Annotated in this window: 18 protein-coding genes and 4 pseudogenes; 5 read left to right on the forward strand and 17 right to left on the reverse strand. The window is 47.6% G+C overall.

The genetic code is table 11. From position 1 onward, the window contains the following. Positions 1-10: 10 nt before the first annotated feature. The 10 genes from L383_RS00805 to traM all read right to left on the reverse strand — a co-directional run bounded on the left by L383_RS00805 (position 11) and on the right by traM (position 5,812). Positions 11-247, reverse strand: coding sequence for a hypothetical protein (locus L383_RS00805; RefSeq protein WP_001568098.1), 237 nt, complete (start codon positions 245-247; stop codon positions 11-13). Beyond that, the gene (traB, locus tag L383_RS00800; protein WP_001568100.1) at positions 240-1,652 is read right to left on the reverse strand and encodes an F-type conjugal transfer pilus assembly protein TraB; all 1,413 of its coding nucleotides are present in this window, start codon (positions 1,650-1,652) and stop codon (positions 240-242) included. The genes L383_RS00805 and traB overlap by 8 nt, the downstream gene beginning before the upstream one ends. Continuing rightward, the gene (gene traK, locus L383_RS00795) at positions 1,652-2,392 is read right to left on the reverse strand and encodes a type-F conjugative transfer system secretin TraK (RefSeq protein ID WP_001568101.1); all 741 of its coding nucleotides are present in this window, start codon (positions 2,390-2,392) and stop codon (positions 1,652-1,654) included. Before traK ends, traB begins: the two co-directional genes overlap by 1 nt. After that, positions 2,379-2,945, reverse strand: a complete 567-nt coding sequence (traE, locus tag L383_RS00790) for a type IV conjugative transfer system protein TraE (protein WP_001568102.1) — start codon at positions 2,943-2,945, stop codon at positions 2,379-2,381. Before traE ends, traK begins: the two co-directional genes overlap by 14 nt. 18 nt (positions 2,946-2,963) lie before the next feature. Beyond that, the gene (traL, locus tag L383_RS00785) at positions 2,964-3,269 is read right to left on the reverse strand and encodes a type IV conjugative transfer system protein TraL (protein ID WP_024191986.1); all 306 of its coding nucleotides are present in this window, start codon (positions 3,267-3,269) and stop codon (positions 2,964-2,966) included. Positions 3,270-3,282: 13 nt separating this feature from the next. Further along, positions 3,283-3,651, reverse strand: coding sequence for a type IV conjugative transfer system pilin TraA (gene traA / locus L383_RS00780; protein WP_001568104.1), 369 nt, complete (start codon positions 3,649-3,651; stop codon positions 3,283-3,285). A gap of 79 nt (positions 3,652-3,730) precedes the next feature. Beyond that, positions 3,731-4,099 (reverse strand): type IV conjugative transfer system pilin TraA, encoded by a 369-nt coding sequence (traA, locus tag L383_RS00775; protein WP_001568105.1) that lies wholly within the window; start codon positions 4,097-4,099, stop codon positions 3,731-3,733. A 78-nt stretch (positions 4,100-4,177) separates the two neighbouring features. Then, complete coding sequence (locus L383_RS25505) at positions 4,178-4,342, reverse strand: TraY domain-containing protein (RefSeq protein WP_071594636.1); 165 nt, start codon at positions 4,340-4,342, stop codon at positions 4,178-4,180. A gap of 174 nt (positions 4,343-4,516) precedes the next feature. Then, entirely contained in the window at positions 4,517-5,206 is a 690-nt protein-coding gene (locus L383_RS00770) for a helix-turn-helix domain-containing protein (RefSeq protein WP_001568106.1), read from the reverse strand. Positions 5,207-5,425: 219 nt separating this feature from the next. Next, a complete protein-coding gene (gene traM / locus L383_RS00765) occupies positions 5,426-5,812 on the reverse strand; it encodes a conjugal transfer relaxosome DNA-binding protein TraM (protein ID WP_001568107.1) in 387 nt (128 codons plus the stop codon). 422 nt (positions 5,813-6,234) lie between these two features. On the opposite strand from traM, the gene L383_RS00760 reads away from it, so the two are divergent. Next, positions 6,235-6,720 carry a transglycosylase SLT domain-containing protein gene (locus L383_RS00760; RefSeq protein ID WP_032629900.1) on the forward strand — a complete coding sequence of 162 codons (486 nt, stop codon included), beginning with the start codon at positions 6,235-6,237 and terminating at the stop codon, positions 6,718-6,720. Between the two features lie 32 nt (positions 6,721-6,752). On the opposite strand, the gene L383_RS00755 is transcribed toward L383_RS00760, so the two are convergent. The 5 genes and pseudogenes from L383_RS00755 to L383_RS26605 form a co-directional block, all read right to left on the reverse strand. Then, entirely contained in the window at positions 6,753-7,061 is a 309-nt protein-coding gene (locus L383_RS00755; RefSeq protein WP_023332865.1) for a DUF5983 family protein, read from the reverse strand. A gap of 65 nt (positions 7,062-7,126) precedes the next feature. After that, on the reverse strand, positions 7,127-7,948 hold the full coding sequence (locus L383_RS00750) for a DUF932 domain-containing protein (protein ID WP_023332864.1): 822 nt from the start codon (positions 7,946-7,948) through the stop codon (positions 7,127-7,129). Positions 7,949-8,758: 810 nt separating this feature from the next. Further along, the gene (locus L383_RS00745; protein WP_015386429.1) at positions 8,759-9,967 is read right to left on the reverse strand and encodes an IS256 family transposase; all 1,209 of its coding nucleotides are present in this window, start codon (positions 9,965-9,967) and stop codon (positions 8,759-8,761) included. A 94-nt stretch (positions 9,968-10,061) separates the two neighbouring features. Beyond that, positions 10,062-10,160, reverse strand: a pseudogene (locus L383_RS0124400) (Hok/Gef family protein); the annotation flags it as partial. Continuing rightward, a pseudogene (locus tag L383_RS26605) lies at positions 10,132-10,194 on the reverse strand (hypothetical protein); the annotation flags it as partial. The pseudogenes L383_RS0124400 and L383_RS26605, both read right to left, overlap by 29 nt. Before the next feature lie 100 nt (positions 10,195-10,294). On the opposite strand from L383_RS26605, the pseudogene L383_RS00740 reads away from it, so the two are divergent. Then, a pseudogene (locus L383_RS00740) lies at positions 10,295-11,329 on the forward strand (IS481 family transposase); the annotation flags it as partial. A 50-nt stretch (positions 11,330-11,379) separates the two neighbouring features. On the opposite strand, the gene relE reads toward L383_RS00740, so the two are convergent. Together relE and relB are read right to left on the reverse strand one after the other, a co-directional pair. Continuing rightward, positions 11,380-11,667, reverse strand: coding sequence for a type II toxin-antitoxin system mRNA interferase RelE (gene relE, locus L383_RS00735; RefSeq protein WP_000323025.1), 288 nt, complete (start codon positions 11,665-11,667; stop codon positions 11,380-11,382). Beyond that, positions 11,667-11,906 carry a type II toxin-antitoxin system antitoxin RelB gene (gene relB / locus L383_RS00730; protein ID WP_004196370.1) on the reverse strand — a complete coding sequence of 80 codons (240 nt, stop codon included), beginning with the start codon at positions 11,904-11,906 and terminating at the stop codon, positions 11,667-11,669. The genes relE and relB overlap by 1 nt, the downstream gene beginning before the upstream one ends. Before the next feature lie 24 nt (positions 11,907-11,930). Here relB and ydfV point away from each other — a divergent pair. The 3 genes and pseudogenes from ydfV to L383_RS00720 form a co-directional block, all read left to right on the forward strand. After that, positions 11,931-12,029, forward strand: a pseudogene (gene ydfV, locus L383_RS26475) (protein YdfV); the annotation flags it as partial. Between the two features lie 127 nt (positions 12,030-12,156). Continuing rightward, positions 12,157-12,522 (forward strand): hypothetical protein, encoded by a 366-nt coding sequence (locus L383_RS00725; RefSeq protein ID WP_009651956.1) that lies wholly within the window; start codon positions 12,157-12,159, stop codon positions 12,520-12,522. Positions 12,523-12,565: 43 nt separating this feature from the next. Beyond that, a complete protein-coding gene (locus L383_RS00720) occupies positions 12,566-13,303 on the forward strand; it encodes a HupE/UreJ family protein (protein ID WP_008460272.1) in 738 nt (245 codons plus the stop codon). Positions 13,304-13,306: the final 3 nt, after the last annotated feature.

Raw genomic sequence — 13,306 nt, forward strand, 5'->3', positions numbered from 1 at the left:
CCGCCTGTTATTAGCTCTTTTTCAGGTTCATCCTGAATAGGGTGTTAGCTTTAATTTCCTGAGTAAATCTGTCTCTCTCTTCCGAACTCATGGCACCATAAACTTTCTCCAGTTGGTTTGTATCTGACAAGGCAAATACCATTTTCGACATAATGGTTGTTTTGCCGGCCCCCGTATCTCCGACAGGAACGGTATGACCAGACGTTTCCGGGAGCGGATTACTTTTCTCCATTTTCTGCCTAGCCATTGTTGTTCCCCTCTGACATGGCACCAGGTGAAAACTGGTGGGGATCTAATTTCCCGAGTTGTTTCAGCATCTGGTCAGTACTGAAGCCGTTCAGGGATGCACCTGCCTGCTGAGGTTGTTGCGGCTGCTGTTCCTGATTTTGTTCCTGCTGCTTACCGTTTTTCTCTGCATCCAGTTCTTCAATCGTTTTCAACTGGAATCCATCCTGGAACACAACGGTCACCTCATTACCGGCACCAATTGGAATGACAGGGTGATACTGTTCTGCACGTTTGATGTAATACTCACTCAGTGTCTGCGCTGCTTTAGATGCACCTCCTCCAACGCCCATTTTGAGCACATCACCGGCTCCAACGGATGCCGTCGCACCAATTCCAACAGAAGGTTGTGCCGCACGTTCCATCCCTTGACCAATACCATCAACAAAACCAGCTCCCCACGCCCAGCCGAGGATTTTTCCGTTACGCATCACGACTTCACCTTTCACACCGTTTTTCCCCATAAAGGAAACGTGGCCTGAAATTGGCTGATCGATAGTCTTATCACCTTTGATGCAGCTGATATTTCGGGTACGGACAATCGCGCGCTCACTTGAAACGTCACCATATGCTTCGAGGCCAACAAAACAGCCAGTCAGGTCATAAGTTTTGCTGTTAGGCATTTCCACACGGCCGACCAGACGGACCTGCATCGGAACCGTAGATTCATTACCGGTGACAGAGGCATTCGCATCCGCACCTTCAATCAGAATGCTTTTCGCAAAACTACCTGAAGGAATGTACGGCAGTGTTTTTGCCTTCTTACCTTTGTCATAACTGAATGTACGTCGTTGGATCTGGTTAGGGGCCGGTACAGGTTGATAACTGACCTGTGGCGCCGGTGTAGTCCCGTTACCCGGATAGAATGACGTGGGTGGTGGAACAGCACCTGCAGGTTGCGGCGGGAAATTCGCCGGTTGCGGCTCACCCTCCGGTCCCGGTGCAGGGATCGGTGGTTTCGGAACAGGCTCACCACTGGTCGTGGTCGGCTTCACACCCAGCTTGTTTAACTGGTCCTGCATTGCCTGGTTTTCCGTAGTGAGTTGCTCAATACGCTTCTGATCTTCACCGCGACCTTTATTCAACAGGTTCACTTCGTTCTGAAGTGCATCAAAACGCTTTGTCAGATCAGCTGCTGTCGCCTGCATTTCAGTTGTCGCATGTTGCTGAACTTTGGTATCGAAACGACTGTCCACTACCCCCGTCATGTCCGGCGCGGGTTCGTTCTGCGTCTGGGCGGCATCATCGGAACCAACCTCGAGATCAGAGAGATACATACCGCCACCGATAATGGCGACAGCAGATACGGCGATGACACCCAGCCACATAAACTGTTTGTTCTTGACCAGCTTATTAATGTTGGCCATCAGCGATCTCCCTCTGCTGTGGTGACCCAGACCTGCAGGCGTCCGCCACTCAACAGGGGACCCGCTGTCCCGCTGATCATGATGGCGCGCGTACCTGGCTGCCAGAAATCACTTTCTTTGACCATACGTGGAGAAAGCGACACGTTATCCACGGCATAACGAACCACTTTCAGGTGATGCCCTGTCCACACTTTTTCTGCCTTTGCACTCAGCCCTGCTGGAACGGTTAAGGTTTCCGACGTGACAGGAACGGGCTGGTACCCTTCAGGCATTCCACCCTGACGAACGGCACGATTTAGTGATACCAGGAGGCTTTCATACGGTGAAGACTCTTCCCAGGACTTCGCCGGGCCGGGAGTACCGGCCAGTTCGGAGACCAGCTGAATAGTCCGGCCTGCCCCCGCGCGCGGAACGGCACGAATTGAGAAATTCAGTCCGCGTTCTGTCTCAACAATGAAAGTGAATGGTTTTTTACTGACGGTTGCCAGGATGGCTCCGCCACTGTCTGTCTGCTCCTGGTTCGTCAGACCGCCATCCAGACTGTTAATGGCGGTGATGCGATCGCCCGGAACCATAAACAGATTAGGATCCGTGTTGCTGACCGCGATGTTTGCCTGACCACCATTTGTCAGTGGTACCACTGTGGGTGCAAGCGTTCCGCTTACCGTGGCAGACATTGCCGGTGTCATCAGACAAAGGCTCAGACAGGCGGATACACACAGGGGTTTAACGATTTTCATCAGTCACCTCTCCAAAACGTGTCAGCCAGCTGATCCCATCTAAACGGTTAAACTGAATAACATAATGTTTAATTTCTGAATAAGGCCTGGAATCCCCAATCCAGGTCTTCAGCTCCCCTCGAATTTCAACACGGTTTTCTACCGGGTAGGCACGGACAAACGTCCAGTAAAAACTGGAATTAACGTTATTGTCCTTAATCCGTTTTGCATCCTCAGCAAGCTGAATTTTCAGGTTGTTCTGCGATGCCGGATACACATACTTCAGCAGCTGTTCGTGTTGAGCATCCACGGTTTCAGGGGTGACATTCAGGCGCAATGAAACAAAACTCAGGCCCATCTGTTCCAGATAGGATGCATCAGACTGGTTCTGTGATACCGCGAAAGGGGCGTTATATAACATGGGCGTCACCGCAACCTTTTGCTCATTTTGCAGGCGGTAGTTATTGATGCCCTGAATAACATTGGTGGCCAGGCTCAGTACTGTGACGGTACCGAGACAGATAAACCCCAGACCAATGACACGGGTGGTACTGAGACGAGCGCCGTGTTCCATGTTAGTTACTCCGTACTATTATTTAATCCACTGCCGGAAACAGGAGTCCGGGACATCATGGAAAATCCCTTTAAGAAGGGACGTAGGCAGATACCAGTAAATCAAATCGCGTAACCAGGCACTGCCCCGCCCTTTTTTCAGTTTTTTGATGCCCAGGAAAACCAGAATTGCCGCTACCAGACCGAACAAAAACTTACTGGTCCAGAAACCCCAGCCGAGACAGATTACGGCCGGGATTAGTTCATCGAGATACAGACCGAACCAACGGGACTGGTTCGTCAATGTTTCCGGGAAACGGTACTTTTTGAGTTCGTCCCCGGTCATCATTCACGCCCTCTTAGTAACCAGCGACCGACATTCCGACGGTGACAAAAACCGACAGAATGGCGAAGCCAGCCAGGAACTTAACGTTTTTGGTCATCATGTACATGATGCCGCCAACGATAACTTCCGCCAGGATCACCCACTTGACGACACTTGACCCTTTACCAAATGTGGCTTTAACCGTACCGTCACCTGACTTCATCAGATCGGTACCGGTGGTGGTGGCCATCGCTACTTCAGGGAAAGCTGCCGCAAGAACAGCAACAGGGAGAACGGCTTTTGCCGCCTTCAGCATTTTGGCCTTGCTGAAGAGACGGGTACGCAGAGAAGGCTTAACACCCTTACTCATTTCAGCACTCTGAATGGATAATGCTGTAGTCATGTAAAAATCCTTCTTTAATAACGAGTGGTATTACATCTGCCGGAGAACGACAGACAGGGGAAAATCTGCCGCAGGAAAATTAATATCCAGCAACAGACATGCCGACGGTAACGAATACCGACAGGATGGCAAAACCGGCCAGGAACTTAACGTTTTTGGTCATCATGTACATGATGCCGCCGACAATAACCTCAGCCAGAATCACCCATTTCACGACACTGGAACCTGAACCAAAAGTTGCTTTTACAGTGCCATCACCGGTCTTCATTAAATCCGTACCGGTAGTAGTGGCCAGTGCTGCTTGTGGGAATACAGCAGCCAGAACGGCAAGCGGCAAAATTCCTTTAGCAGCTTTCAGCACATTCTTTTTATTAAAGATGCGCGAAAGAACAGACTTTTTGTTTTCAACAGCTACAGAGCTACCCTGCACAGTTAATACAGTATTCATGTTTATACCCAATGAATAAAATGGATTTAAATATCAGACATAACCTGTTTAGAACAGTCCATTGATTTTAAGAAAGTTTTATTGTGCTTTTTTTCCCTCCACAGTTTCAGAATTATAGAAGTCTGGAAACCTCTCTAAATGGTCTCTAAGACGCATGTAAGCTTCTGCAGTCTTACTTCTTGAACTTCTGTCTTTTGCTTTTATTAAAAGACGATTTGTATCTTCATCAAGACGAAGAAGCACATGAAGCCCTGGTGCTGGTCTTGAGTTACTCCTAACCGCTCTTGCCAATCATGCCTCCCATAGAAATATTAATATCACATAATAAATCTTTACATTACGAACGACTAAAGTAAACAAATAATCCAGGGAATGTGAGTAAATTATTTTTACATTCCCTTACCGGAAATGTCCCTATCACTTTAACAAATCATTAACACAAGGCTTTAATATATCCATGATATTCATTGCCAGCCTGTAATAACTTACAGAATAAAATAACGAGAGTATAAGGTTATCCCTGCTATCGAAAGCAAATTCTTTATTAAAATCACTCACAACATTTCTTGATGTTTTTTCTGATACGCCAGTGATAGCAGAAATTTTTGAATGTGTTAAACCTATGGCATACAAATTGAGTATTTTCCATTTATCATCCTTTCTTGAAGACAAACTAGAGATATACTTTTCAATTTTTCTCCCCACGTCAGCAAAAGGGTTAGAAATAAATCCAACATCGTAGGTTTCCCTGACAAAGACCCATTTACTGTAGAACTCATTATTAACTGATAGGCTTTCTATAAAAACATCCCATACGTAGCCATCGATGCGAACATCTCTAACAATGCAAGCAGAACGTTCTGATAAAACATTAATCTCTGACTTTACCAACTCCATACCTGTTTCAAGTGGAAGAGAGGAAAACCATGAGTCAACATCGGTACGTGTTAAGAAAACCTTGTCAAAAAGTGGGCTGGTGTGAATTAACTCACCACGGGCATTACGAATAAATGACAGGGAAGATGAAATGTTAAGCATCTCACCTAAAGAATGAATGGAATCCGTTTGACTGACAAACGTATTTTGACTACGATCCTTCGCACACATAGGCGCCTCCACTAAAGGACACTATGGATAGTTGGCGTCTGGGGGGGCAAACCCCAGGCGCTAACGCTTCAACAAATTTTAATCACTGCACTAATTCCATTTTATAACTCCTGACTCTCCGTGTCACTTCCAGCGCCTAGATCATTATTCTTTTTTATTAACTTTAGACAGGCACAAATACTAAAGTTAATTAGTCTCTATACAGAGACTGGAACAATCTTATTCCTCCTCATCCTGTGATGGGAAAAATCTTTCCACAACCTCTCTGGCATCGTCTCGTATATTCATAACCATTGATTTGAAATCAAAACGATCATCGCCATTTATATGTGGGCTAAGAGAGTCCATCGCCAGTACTTTCGAAATAGTAAACTGAGTTTTCATAACATTCTCAAGCAATACTTTATTGAACTCCTTCTGATTAAATCCGGACTCCTTCCGTTCCATCTGGGCTTCATAAACCCTAAGACCAAGTTCAAGGAGCATTGTGGCCACACTGGAAAAACTAATATCTTTTTCCTTCGCACCCTCAGCTCTTCTCTTTTCAACTATGGCATTGATTTTATCGACTACCTCATCACTGGGATATGCCTGAACCCTAGCCATATGAACTCCTTTCTTAATATGGTGACAAGAACAATATTCGCCACAACGATATCGTGATCATTCAATTAAAACAACTCTAAACTTAAGTCTAGAGTTCAAGCAACTTGCAATACAACTCACTCAACAACTTAAGTCCCGACTTAAGTCTGGTTAACCCACTGATTTTTAATAGACGAGTTGTAGGCGAGTTTTATATGACTCATACAAAACTCACCGAAAAGTCTTTGACGACTTGCATATATATAACAATATATAACACAGCATAATATAACTAACCATAAGCAACTGAAACCAAAGAACAATCTGCAAAATTTTAATTTTGCGTGGGGTGTGGTGATTTTGTGGTGAGGAGTGCATATTAGTTGAGTCTTAGCCTGGGATGGGTTAACGTATTTCCGGAAATTGGCCTCGGAGGGAAAAGCATGAAGGGAATGGCGCTGGCGATCACACTTTTATTATTTTCGGATATTACTTCTGCTTCAGACTGTTTTGACATGGCTGGAAGGGATTACAAAATTGATCCTGATTTACTACGCGCAATTTCCTGGCAGGAGTCGCATTTCAAAATTGACGCGATCGGCCGCAATCCTGTCTCAGGTTATGGGTCAGGTCTTATGCAAATTGATTCACAACATTTCAACGAACTGTCGCGGTATGGAATTAAACCCGATCACCTTCTCACCGATGCATGCATGAATATCTATACCGGAGCTTATTATCTTGCGCAGGCGTTCAATAAGTGGGGTGTTTCATGGGTAGCAGTGGGGGCTTACAATGCCGGGTTCAGAAAGACACCACGTCAGGCAGCCAGGCGCTATGAGTATGCAAAAAGGATCCACCGTTACTACTCAGCAATAAAAGCGAGTAAACAGCAAAGGGCTAATGAGCAGAAAACAGCGATGAACTAAAAAGCCTTCTCGCAAGAGAAGGCTTTTATTTTTCAAAAATCTACAGATTCAATACCTGGGTAATAATCTGCATCACTGTCGAAATGGAAAAGAAGATACCCTCTTTCCTGATTCATCCGAATGAGATTTTTACGCAATAGTCTTGATACGCCACCTCTCTTTAGCGCCAGAATATGCCGTTTAAAATCATACATTCTGATTACACAACCATACGGTGTATCGTGAATCCACTCATTATAACCATCGTAAGAATGGTTATTAGATGAGAGCACCTGAAGTACCCTGATGTCACTTTCTTCCATATGACTAATACTGATACATACGCCGGAAAACTCGAACATATAGATTCTGCCTGTGTTATCAGATGAGATAACCCGGGTAAAACTCACCCGGGCTCTATTGCTATTTACCCTTTAAACGCCCGGAACTGTTCAGCAATAAGCCACAATGCTTTATTCAGTTTTACGTCGCCATCGATTCCCTGTACGGGTCGTGTTGTCGTTCTCTTTCCTTTCTGGGTGCGACCAGGCAATCCACCTTTTATCATATTTTCCTGAACACGTTGATATGTTGTCCAGATATCATCCTGTTTATCTTCATAACGACGTGGGTGAATGATTTGTTCAATACTCACAGGCGCTTTAGTTTCGTCATCATACTTATATGTCAGAGCAGCCAGGCCAAAAAGTCGTTGCTCTTCTTTTGTTAAGGTAATGGATTTCATCACATCAACACTTTCCGCGACTTTATCAAAAATACCAAGAACCTCATAAGCACCTTCGATAACCTGCCCGACAACGTCACCTTTATGAGGCACGCGGATTTCTCCGAAGGATGTTCCGCATACAAGACCATTGGTACACACAAAACGAAACATCCCTGGGATCATTTGGTAGCTTGATGACCCATCATGAGAGTTAAGCAGAATAATTTCGGGTACTTCTTTTCCTTTGCTTCCGCCTTCCCGGCGTAAACGTACCATGTGTTTTGTATGTCCCCGTTTATCCTCGTCCCTTACTCTTGACTGACAAGCAAAGAACGGTTGAAAACCTTCATCCCTTAATTTATCCAGCAATGTGATTGTTGGGATATAGGTGTAACGTTCACTACGGGAGTTGTGTTTTTCTTCAGAAAAAATAGAAGGCACGACCTGGATCAGTTCATCGTTTGTTAACGGACGTTCCTGGCGAATTGAATTAGTACGACCAAAACGAGAAGCCAAACGCATAATAATCTCCTTATCTATTTTCAGTTACTGTTTAATAAAAAAGTGCCAAAAAATAACTTCTGGTGATTTGGCATTAACGATTTCCAGCTTTTAAAACCATCACCCGTTGAGTTGCCGGGGCCGCGGTTTTGACGTTTTGCGGGGACCTGCTGAACCTGCCCCCTGGTTGTTACCTTCACCCGTTTGAGAGCCGTTCGCCGCAAGGGCGTAAACGAGCACGGCCCGACGCAGATGTCCGGGGTGAGCGGGAAATTTTTTTCGGTCTAATGAAGCGCAGCGGAATGGCCGGGAAAAATTTATTGCGAAAGGCAGAGCCGTCCCTGGACAGCCAGGCGGGTTGTGCTTGTCTCAGCCCCGGCGAAAGGACTCAAATGGGTGATACGGCACCAGGGCGGATATGAGCAGGAACCCGCCGCAACGACGGAACGCGCGGGCGCGAAACGGCGTTGCCCTTCAGAGTGACGGCAGCTGTATCGCCGGCACGGTGAAAGCGGCGTGGCCGGAACGGCCGCAGCAAGCGCGCCGTTGACCTCAGCCATCAGACCCTAGCCGTATGGCCCGAAACCCGAAGGGGTTCGGCGGAGCCCGGCAGGTGCGCAGCAGCTGCCCTGGCGGAGTGGGGCTCGACGACTGAGCAGCGCAGCTGATCAGGAGCCGAAGGGGGCCAGATGTTATTAACAGACAGGAAAAAGGGGCTACCGGCGAACCGGTAACCCCTTCATAAAGGCGCTTCAGGCATGTCAAACCAACTCAGCCCTGAAAAGGCGGGGCTTCCCGACCCTGTACACGATTCTGTGTAAATGCCTTTTCTCAGAAGTGACCGTCCAGGCGGTCACCGAACTCGATAATAAAGCGGCTCATTGCCATACGCCAGTCCCTCAGCGGCATCGTCCATTTCTGTGAGGCCGCCTGGATTGCCAGCCACACCACCTTTTTCACCGCGTCGTCCGTCGGGAACACCTTACGCTTTTTGATAGCATGCCGGATCACGCTGTTCAGTGATTCTATGGCGTTGGTGGTGTAGATGACTTTGCGGATGTCTGCCGGGTAAGCGAAGAACGTCGCCAGGTTGGCCCAGTTTGCCTGCCAGCTTCGGCTTATCTGCGGATAGCGGCTGTCCCAGGCTGCGGCGAACGCTTCCAGCGCCTGCTGGCCTGCTTCTTCCGTCGGTGCCTGGTAAATCGCTTTCAGGTCGCGGGTGACGGCTTTGTAGTCCTTCCAGGAGACGAACCGCAGGCTGTTGCGCACCATATGCACGATGCACAGCTGGATGCGGGCCTCCGGATACACCGCGTTGATGGCGTCCGGGAAACCTTTCAGGCCGTCAACGCAGGCAATGAGGATATCGTTCAGGCCACGATTCTTCAATTCTGTCAGCACATTCAGCCAGAACTTCGCCCCTTCATTTTCGGCCAGCCACATCCCCAGCAACTCTTTCTGGCCTTCGATATTAATGCCCAGCGCCAGGAACACTGATTTATTGATGACACGACTATCCTGTCGGACTTTCAGGACGATACAGTCAAGATAAACAATGGGATAGACTGCATCCAGCGGACGATTTTGCCATTCGACAACCTGCTCCATGACCGCATCGGTGACCTTTGAGACCAGCGCGGGTGAGACATCCGCGTCATACAACTCTTTGAACGCGGCGGCGATCTCGCGTGTGGTCATCCCTTTGGCATACAACGATAAAATCTGGTTATCCATGCCGGTAATGCGGGTCTGGTTTTTCTTCACCAGTTGGGGTTCGAAGGAGCCATCACGATCGCGTGGGGTACGTAGTTCCAGAGGGCCATCGCCGGTGGTAACGGTCTTTGTGGAATAGCCGTTACGGGAATTAGCCCCCAGTTTGGGCTGATTTTTATCGTAGCCCAGATGGTGGGACATTTCGGCGTTGAGAGCCGCCTCAACGCTGATTTTCTTCAGCAGGCGATCGAACTGGTTGAGATCGTCAGGGGTTTTGAGATTTTTGGCCAGTTCGTTAGCCAGAGCCTGCAACTGTTTTTCGTCCATAAATTAACCTGCTTTTGATGTTGGATTGAACATATCAAAATCAGGCAATTACACAAATTTATGTACAGACTCGGCTTCCCCCGCCTCCAGGTTGCTACTTACCGTTGGATTCGTAAGCCAGAATTGCAGCGACCTCCCGTTGTCCGTCCTTCAGGCGAATTTCGCAAAGCGATTTTCGCGTCAGGTAAGTGAATATCAGCAGTGTGAGACACACTATCAGTACGCACCAGATAACGGTACTTCGCGGCAGTTTCACGGTTTACTCCTCCTGTGTAAGTTCACACAGATATTGCAATTGCCTCAGAACACTAAAGGAGGGATTGCCAGATGTTGATGCAGCATATCGGTGTCGGCTATTTTGGGTATTACCGAGCAACTGCTTATGCGATGAAACACTCTCTTATGCCCGAGATTGCGAAGTTAAGAATGAAGGCTCTGAACTTCTGGGATAAGCACGGGATCCGTGCCGCAACTGATGCTTTTGACGTATCAACGCGAACACTCTACTGGTGGCGCCGGTTACTGCGCACCGGTGGTCCAGAAGCACTAATTCCAAGAAGCAAAGCCCCTCTGGTTCGCCGTTCAAGGCACTGGCATCCTGATGTACTCAAGGAGATCAGGCGTCTGAGAACTGAGTTACCCAATCTCGGCAAAGAGCAGATTTTTGTCAGGCTGAAACCATGGTGTGAAGCGCGGCATTTTACCTGTCCCAGCACGTCAACCATTGGAAGAATCATTGCTGGTGCTCACGATAAAATGCGGATGATCCCCGTACGCCTCAGCGCCAGGGGCAAAGCCCGGTTGATAAAAAAACGCTCAGTGAAGCCCAGAAGACCAAAACAATACCGCCCGGTAAAAACAGGCGAACTCATAGGGATGGACGCGATTGAACTCAGGATGGGGGACCTACGCCGCTATATCATTACCATGATCGACGAGCACAGCGACTATGCGCTGGCCCTGGCGGTCCCTTCACTCAACAGCGATATTACCAGCCATTTCTTCAGCAAGGCCACAAAGCTCTTTCCTGTCGCTATCAGACAAGTTGTCACTGACAACGGTAAGGAGTTCCTCGGTAACTTTGATAAAACGCTACAGGAAGCCTCGATTAAACACATCTGGACCTATCCGTACACACCGAAAATGAATGCGACCTGTGAGCGATTTAACCGGACACTTAGAGAACAATTTATTGAATTCAATGAATTGTTGCTTTTTGAGGACCTGAATTTGTTTAATCAAAGAATGGCTGAATATCTGGTGCTGTATAACAGCAAAAGGCCACATAAATCACTCGAACTGATGACGCCAGTGGACTATATTTTACGTGAGAGTAAAAATTGCAATATGTGGTGGACCCATACAAGCAGAAGTGTCACCATCGGTGCGAAACAGAGATGTCATGCTTTGGTTCAGAGAATGCGTTTGACCGCCTCGCTATATACTTCCGAGCGTTCTCTTTTCCCAACAGAAATCACGAAAACGACAACTTTCTCGTCTATAACCTGGTATACAAGGCGATAGCCTGAAGACCGGAGCTTAATCTTGTAACAATCAGGCATACCACGGAGCTTGTTTGCTTCAATCCGGGGTGACTCAAGTACTTCAACCAGCTTCTTTTTCAACTGTTCACGTACCGTCGAGCCCAGCTTTCGCCATTCCTTTAGTGCCCGCTCGTCAAAATCCAGAAAATACGCCATCAGAGTTCATCCAGCGTCACACGTACTGGCTTAGGATTACAAAGTCGTTCTTTCACTATCTCCACAAGTTCAGCATCTTCATCACTCAGGAGTGTCTGTTTGAACGGCAAGCGTTCATTGTCAGCGATATACTCGAGCATGAGACGAAGCGCTTCAGAAGGAGTTACGCCCATTTTTTCAAGCGCGGCGTAAGAACGCGCTTTAAGTTCATCGTCAATACGTAGGTTAATGCTACCCATGTCTTACACCCCTTGTAATTACAAATGTCATTACAAGTATCGCACTACAACATGCTTAGGGCAAGTCACGAAGTAAGTCAGAAAGTAGTCGTAAGAACGGTGATCACTGTCCGCTTTGTGCCAGAAGTGGACGGCAGGATTTGTTGAACATTTCAGACAAAACCAAACTCAAAACAACTATTGAAATCAAGCCAGCATAGCGGATACATTACGCACGTTGTTACTTTGTATCATCAGGATGCCGTTAACTGTGTTTATCAGCCGTGAAGTCATTTCCAGAATCGTGCTTATCATCATGGCTGTTGCCGTGCTGAGCAGTTCGTTTATGGCAAAGCCACAGGCTGCATACAGCGTTCAGGAAACAACGTCCATCAGTGACCATCAACACGACAGCGATGAACCACTGAATGAGCACGATCCATTGTTGTTTCACTCCCACGGTAGCGTGCATCACCTCAATGCCGATCATTCCCACGATCTGAATAAACTCTTTGCTCTGCCTACTCTGCACGCATGGAATCCGGGCATGCGGGTGATATATGCGTTGAGTTCAGAACAAATACTGCAAATGCCGCAGTCCACCCCCGAACGCCCTCCGAGAATCCTGTCTGCGTAATAACTTCTGCTAATTCGTTATTATTCAACATGTAAGGATTTTTATGTATACCAGCCTTGATACACAGGGCCGGTTGAGCGCTCGCCTGCTTTCAGCTCAGGCGCGTTCGGCTTGTCTGTTTTTCCTGTTGTTACTGCTTTTCTACAGCCAGGGCGCGTATGCGCACGGCGTGGCGGAAGGCGACAAAGGGTACATCCAGGAAATCACCGGGGTGAACATCATCCCGTTTATCTACCTTGGCGCGAAGCACATGGTGACCGGTTACGATCATCTGCTGTTTCTGTTCGGGGTGATTTTCTTTCTCTACAAAATGCGTGATATCGGGCTGTACGTTAGCCTGTTCGCTATCGGGCATTCAACGACGCTGCTCATCGGCACCTTCTTTGATATCAGCGTCAGTGCTTACCTTATTGACGCCATTATCGGGCTGTCCGTGGTCTATAAAGCGCTTGATAACCTCGGGGCATTCCAGCGCTGGTTTGGCGTTCAGCCCAACACGAAGCTTGCGACGCTCATCTTTGGATTCTTCCACGGTTTTGGTCTGGCAACCAAAATCCAGGAATTCGAAATCTCTCCCGATGGCCTGTTTGTCAACCTGATTGCCTTCAACATTGGCGTTGAGATCGGCCAGCTGCTCGCGCTGAGCGCCATCCTGATCGTTATGAGCTACTGGCGGCAAACGGCGAGCTTTTTCCGACACGCTTATACCGCCAATGTGGTGATGATGAGCGCGGGATTTCTGTTAATGAGTTACCAGCTTTGTGGCTACATTTTAGCCTGAGGG

The sequence above is a fragment of the Enterobacter sp. MGH 37 genome, from assembly GCF_000534515.1.
Lineage (GTDB): Bacteria > Pseudomonadota > Gammaproteobacteria > Enterobacterales > Enterobacteriaceae > Enterobacter > Enterobacter kobei.

Excerpts from the sequence above, each read along its gene's own strand:
- L383_RS00745 (WP_015386429.1), bottom strand. The coding sequence starts at position 9,967 with ATGGACGAAAAACAGTTGCAGGCTCTGGCTAACGAACTGGCCAAAAAT.
- L383_RS00770 (WP_001568106.1), bottom strand. The coding sequence starts at position 5,206 with ATGTGTGCGAAGGATCGTAGTCAAAATACGTTTGTCAGTCAAACGGAT.
- traM (WP_001568107.1), bottom strand. The coding sequence starts at position 5,812 with ATGGCTAGGGTTCAGGCATATCCCAGTGATGAGGTAGTCGATAAAATC.
- L383_RS00805 (WP_001568098.1), bottom strand. The coding sequence starts at position 247 with ATGGCTAGGCAGAAAATGGAGAAAAGTAATCCGCTCCCGGAAACGTCT.
- L383_RS00755 (WP_023332865.1), bottom strand. The coding sequence starts at position 7,061 with ATGTTCGAGTTTTCCGGCGTATGTATCAGTATTAGTCATATGGAAGAA.
- traA (WP_001568105.1), bottom strand. The coding sequence starts at position 4,099 with ATGAATACTGTATTAACTGTGCAGGGTAGCTCTGTAGCTGTTGAAAAC.
- traE (WP_001568102.1), bottom strand. The coding sequence starts at position 2,945 with ATGGAACACGGCGCTCGTCTCAGTACCACCCGTGTCATTGGTCTGGGG.
- traK (WP_001568101.1), bottom strand. The coding sequence starts at position 2,392 with ATGAAAATCGTTAAACCCCTGTGTGTATCCGCCTGTCTGAGCCTTTGT.
- traL (WP_024191986.1), bottom strand. The coding sequence starts at position 3,269 with ATGACCGGGGACGAACTCAAAAAGTACCGTTTCCCGGAAACATTGACG.
- L383_RS00750 (WP_023332864.1), bottom strand. The coding sequence starts at position 7,948 with ATGCGTTTGGCTTCTCGTTTTGGTCGTACTAATTCAATTCGCCAGGAA.
- L383_RS00720 (WP_008460272.1), top strand. The coding sequence starts at position 12,566 with ATGTATACCAGCCTTGATACACAGGGCCGGTTGAGCGCTCGCCTGCTT.
- relE (WP_000323025.1), bottom strand. The coding sequence starts at position 11,667 with ATGGCGTATTTTCTGGATTTTGACGAGCGGGCACTAAAGGAATGGCGA.
- relB (WP_004196370.1), bottom strand. The coding sequence starts at position 11,906 with ATGGGTAGCATTAACCTACGTATTGACGATGAACTTAAAGCGCGTTCT.
- L383_RS00760 (WP_032629900.1), top strand. The coding sequence starts at position 6,235 with ATGAAGGGAATGGCGCTGGCGATCACACTTTTATTATTTTCGGATATT.
- traA (WP_001568104.1), bottom strand. The coding sequence starts at position 3,651 with ATGACTACAGCATTATCCATTCAGAGTGCTGAAATGAGTAAGGGTGTT.
- traB (WP_001568100.1), bottom strand. The coding sequence starts at position 1,652 with ATGGCCAACATTAATAAGCTGGTCAAGAACAAACAGTTTATGTGGCTG.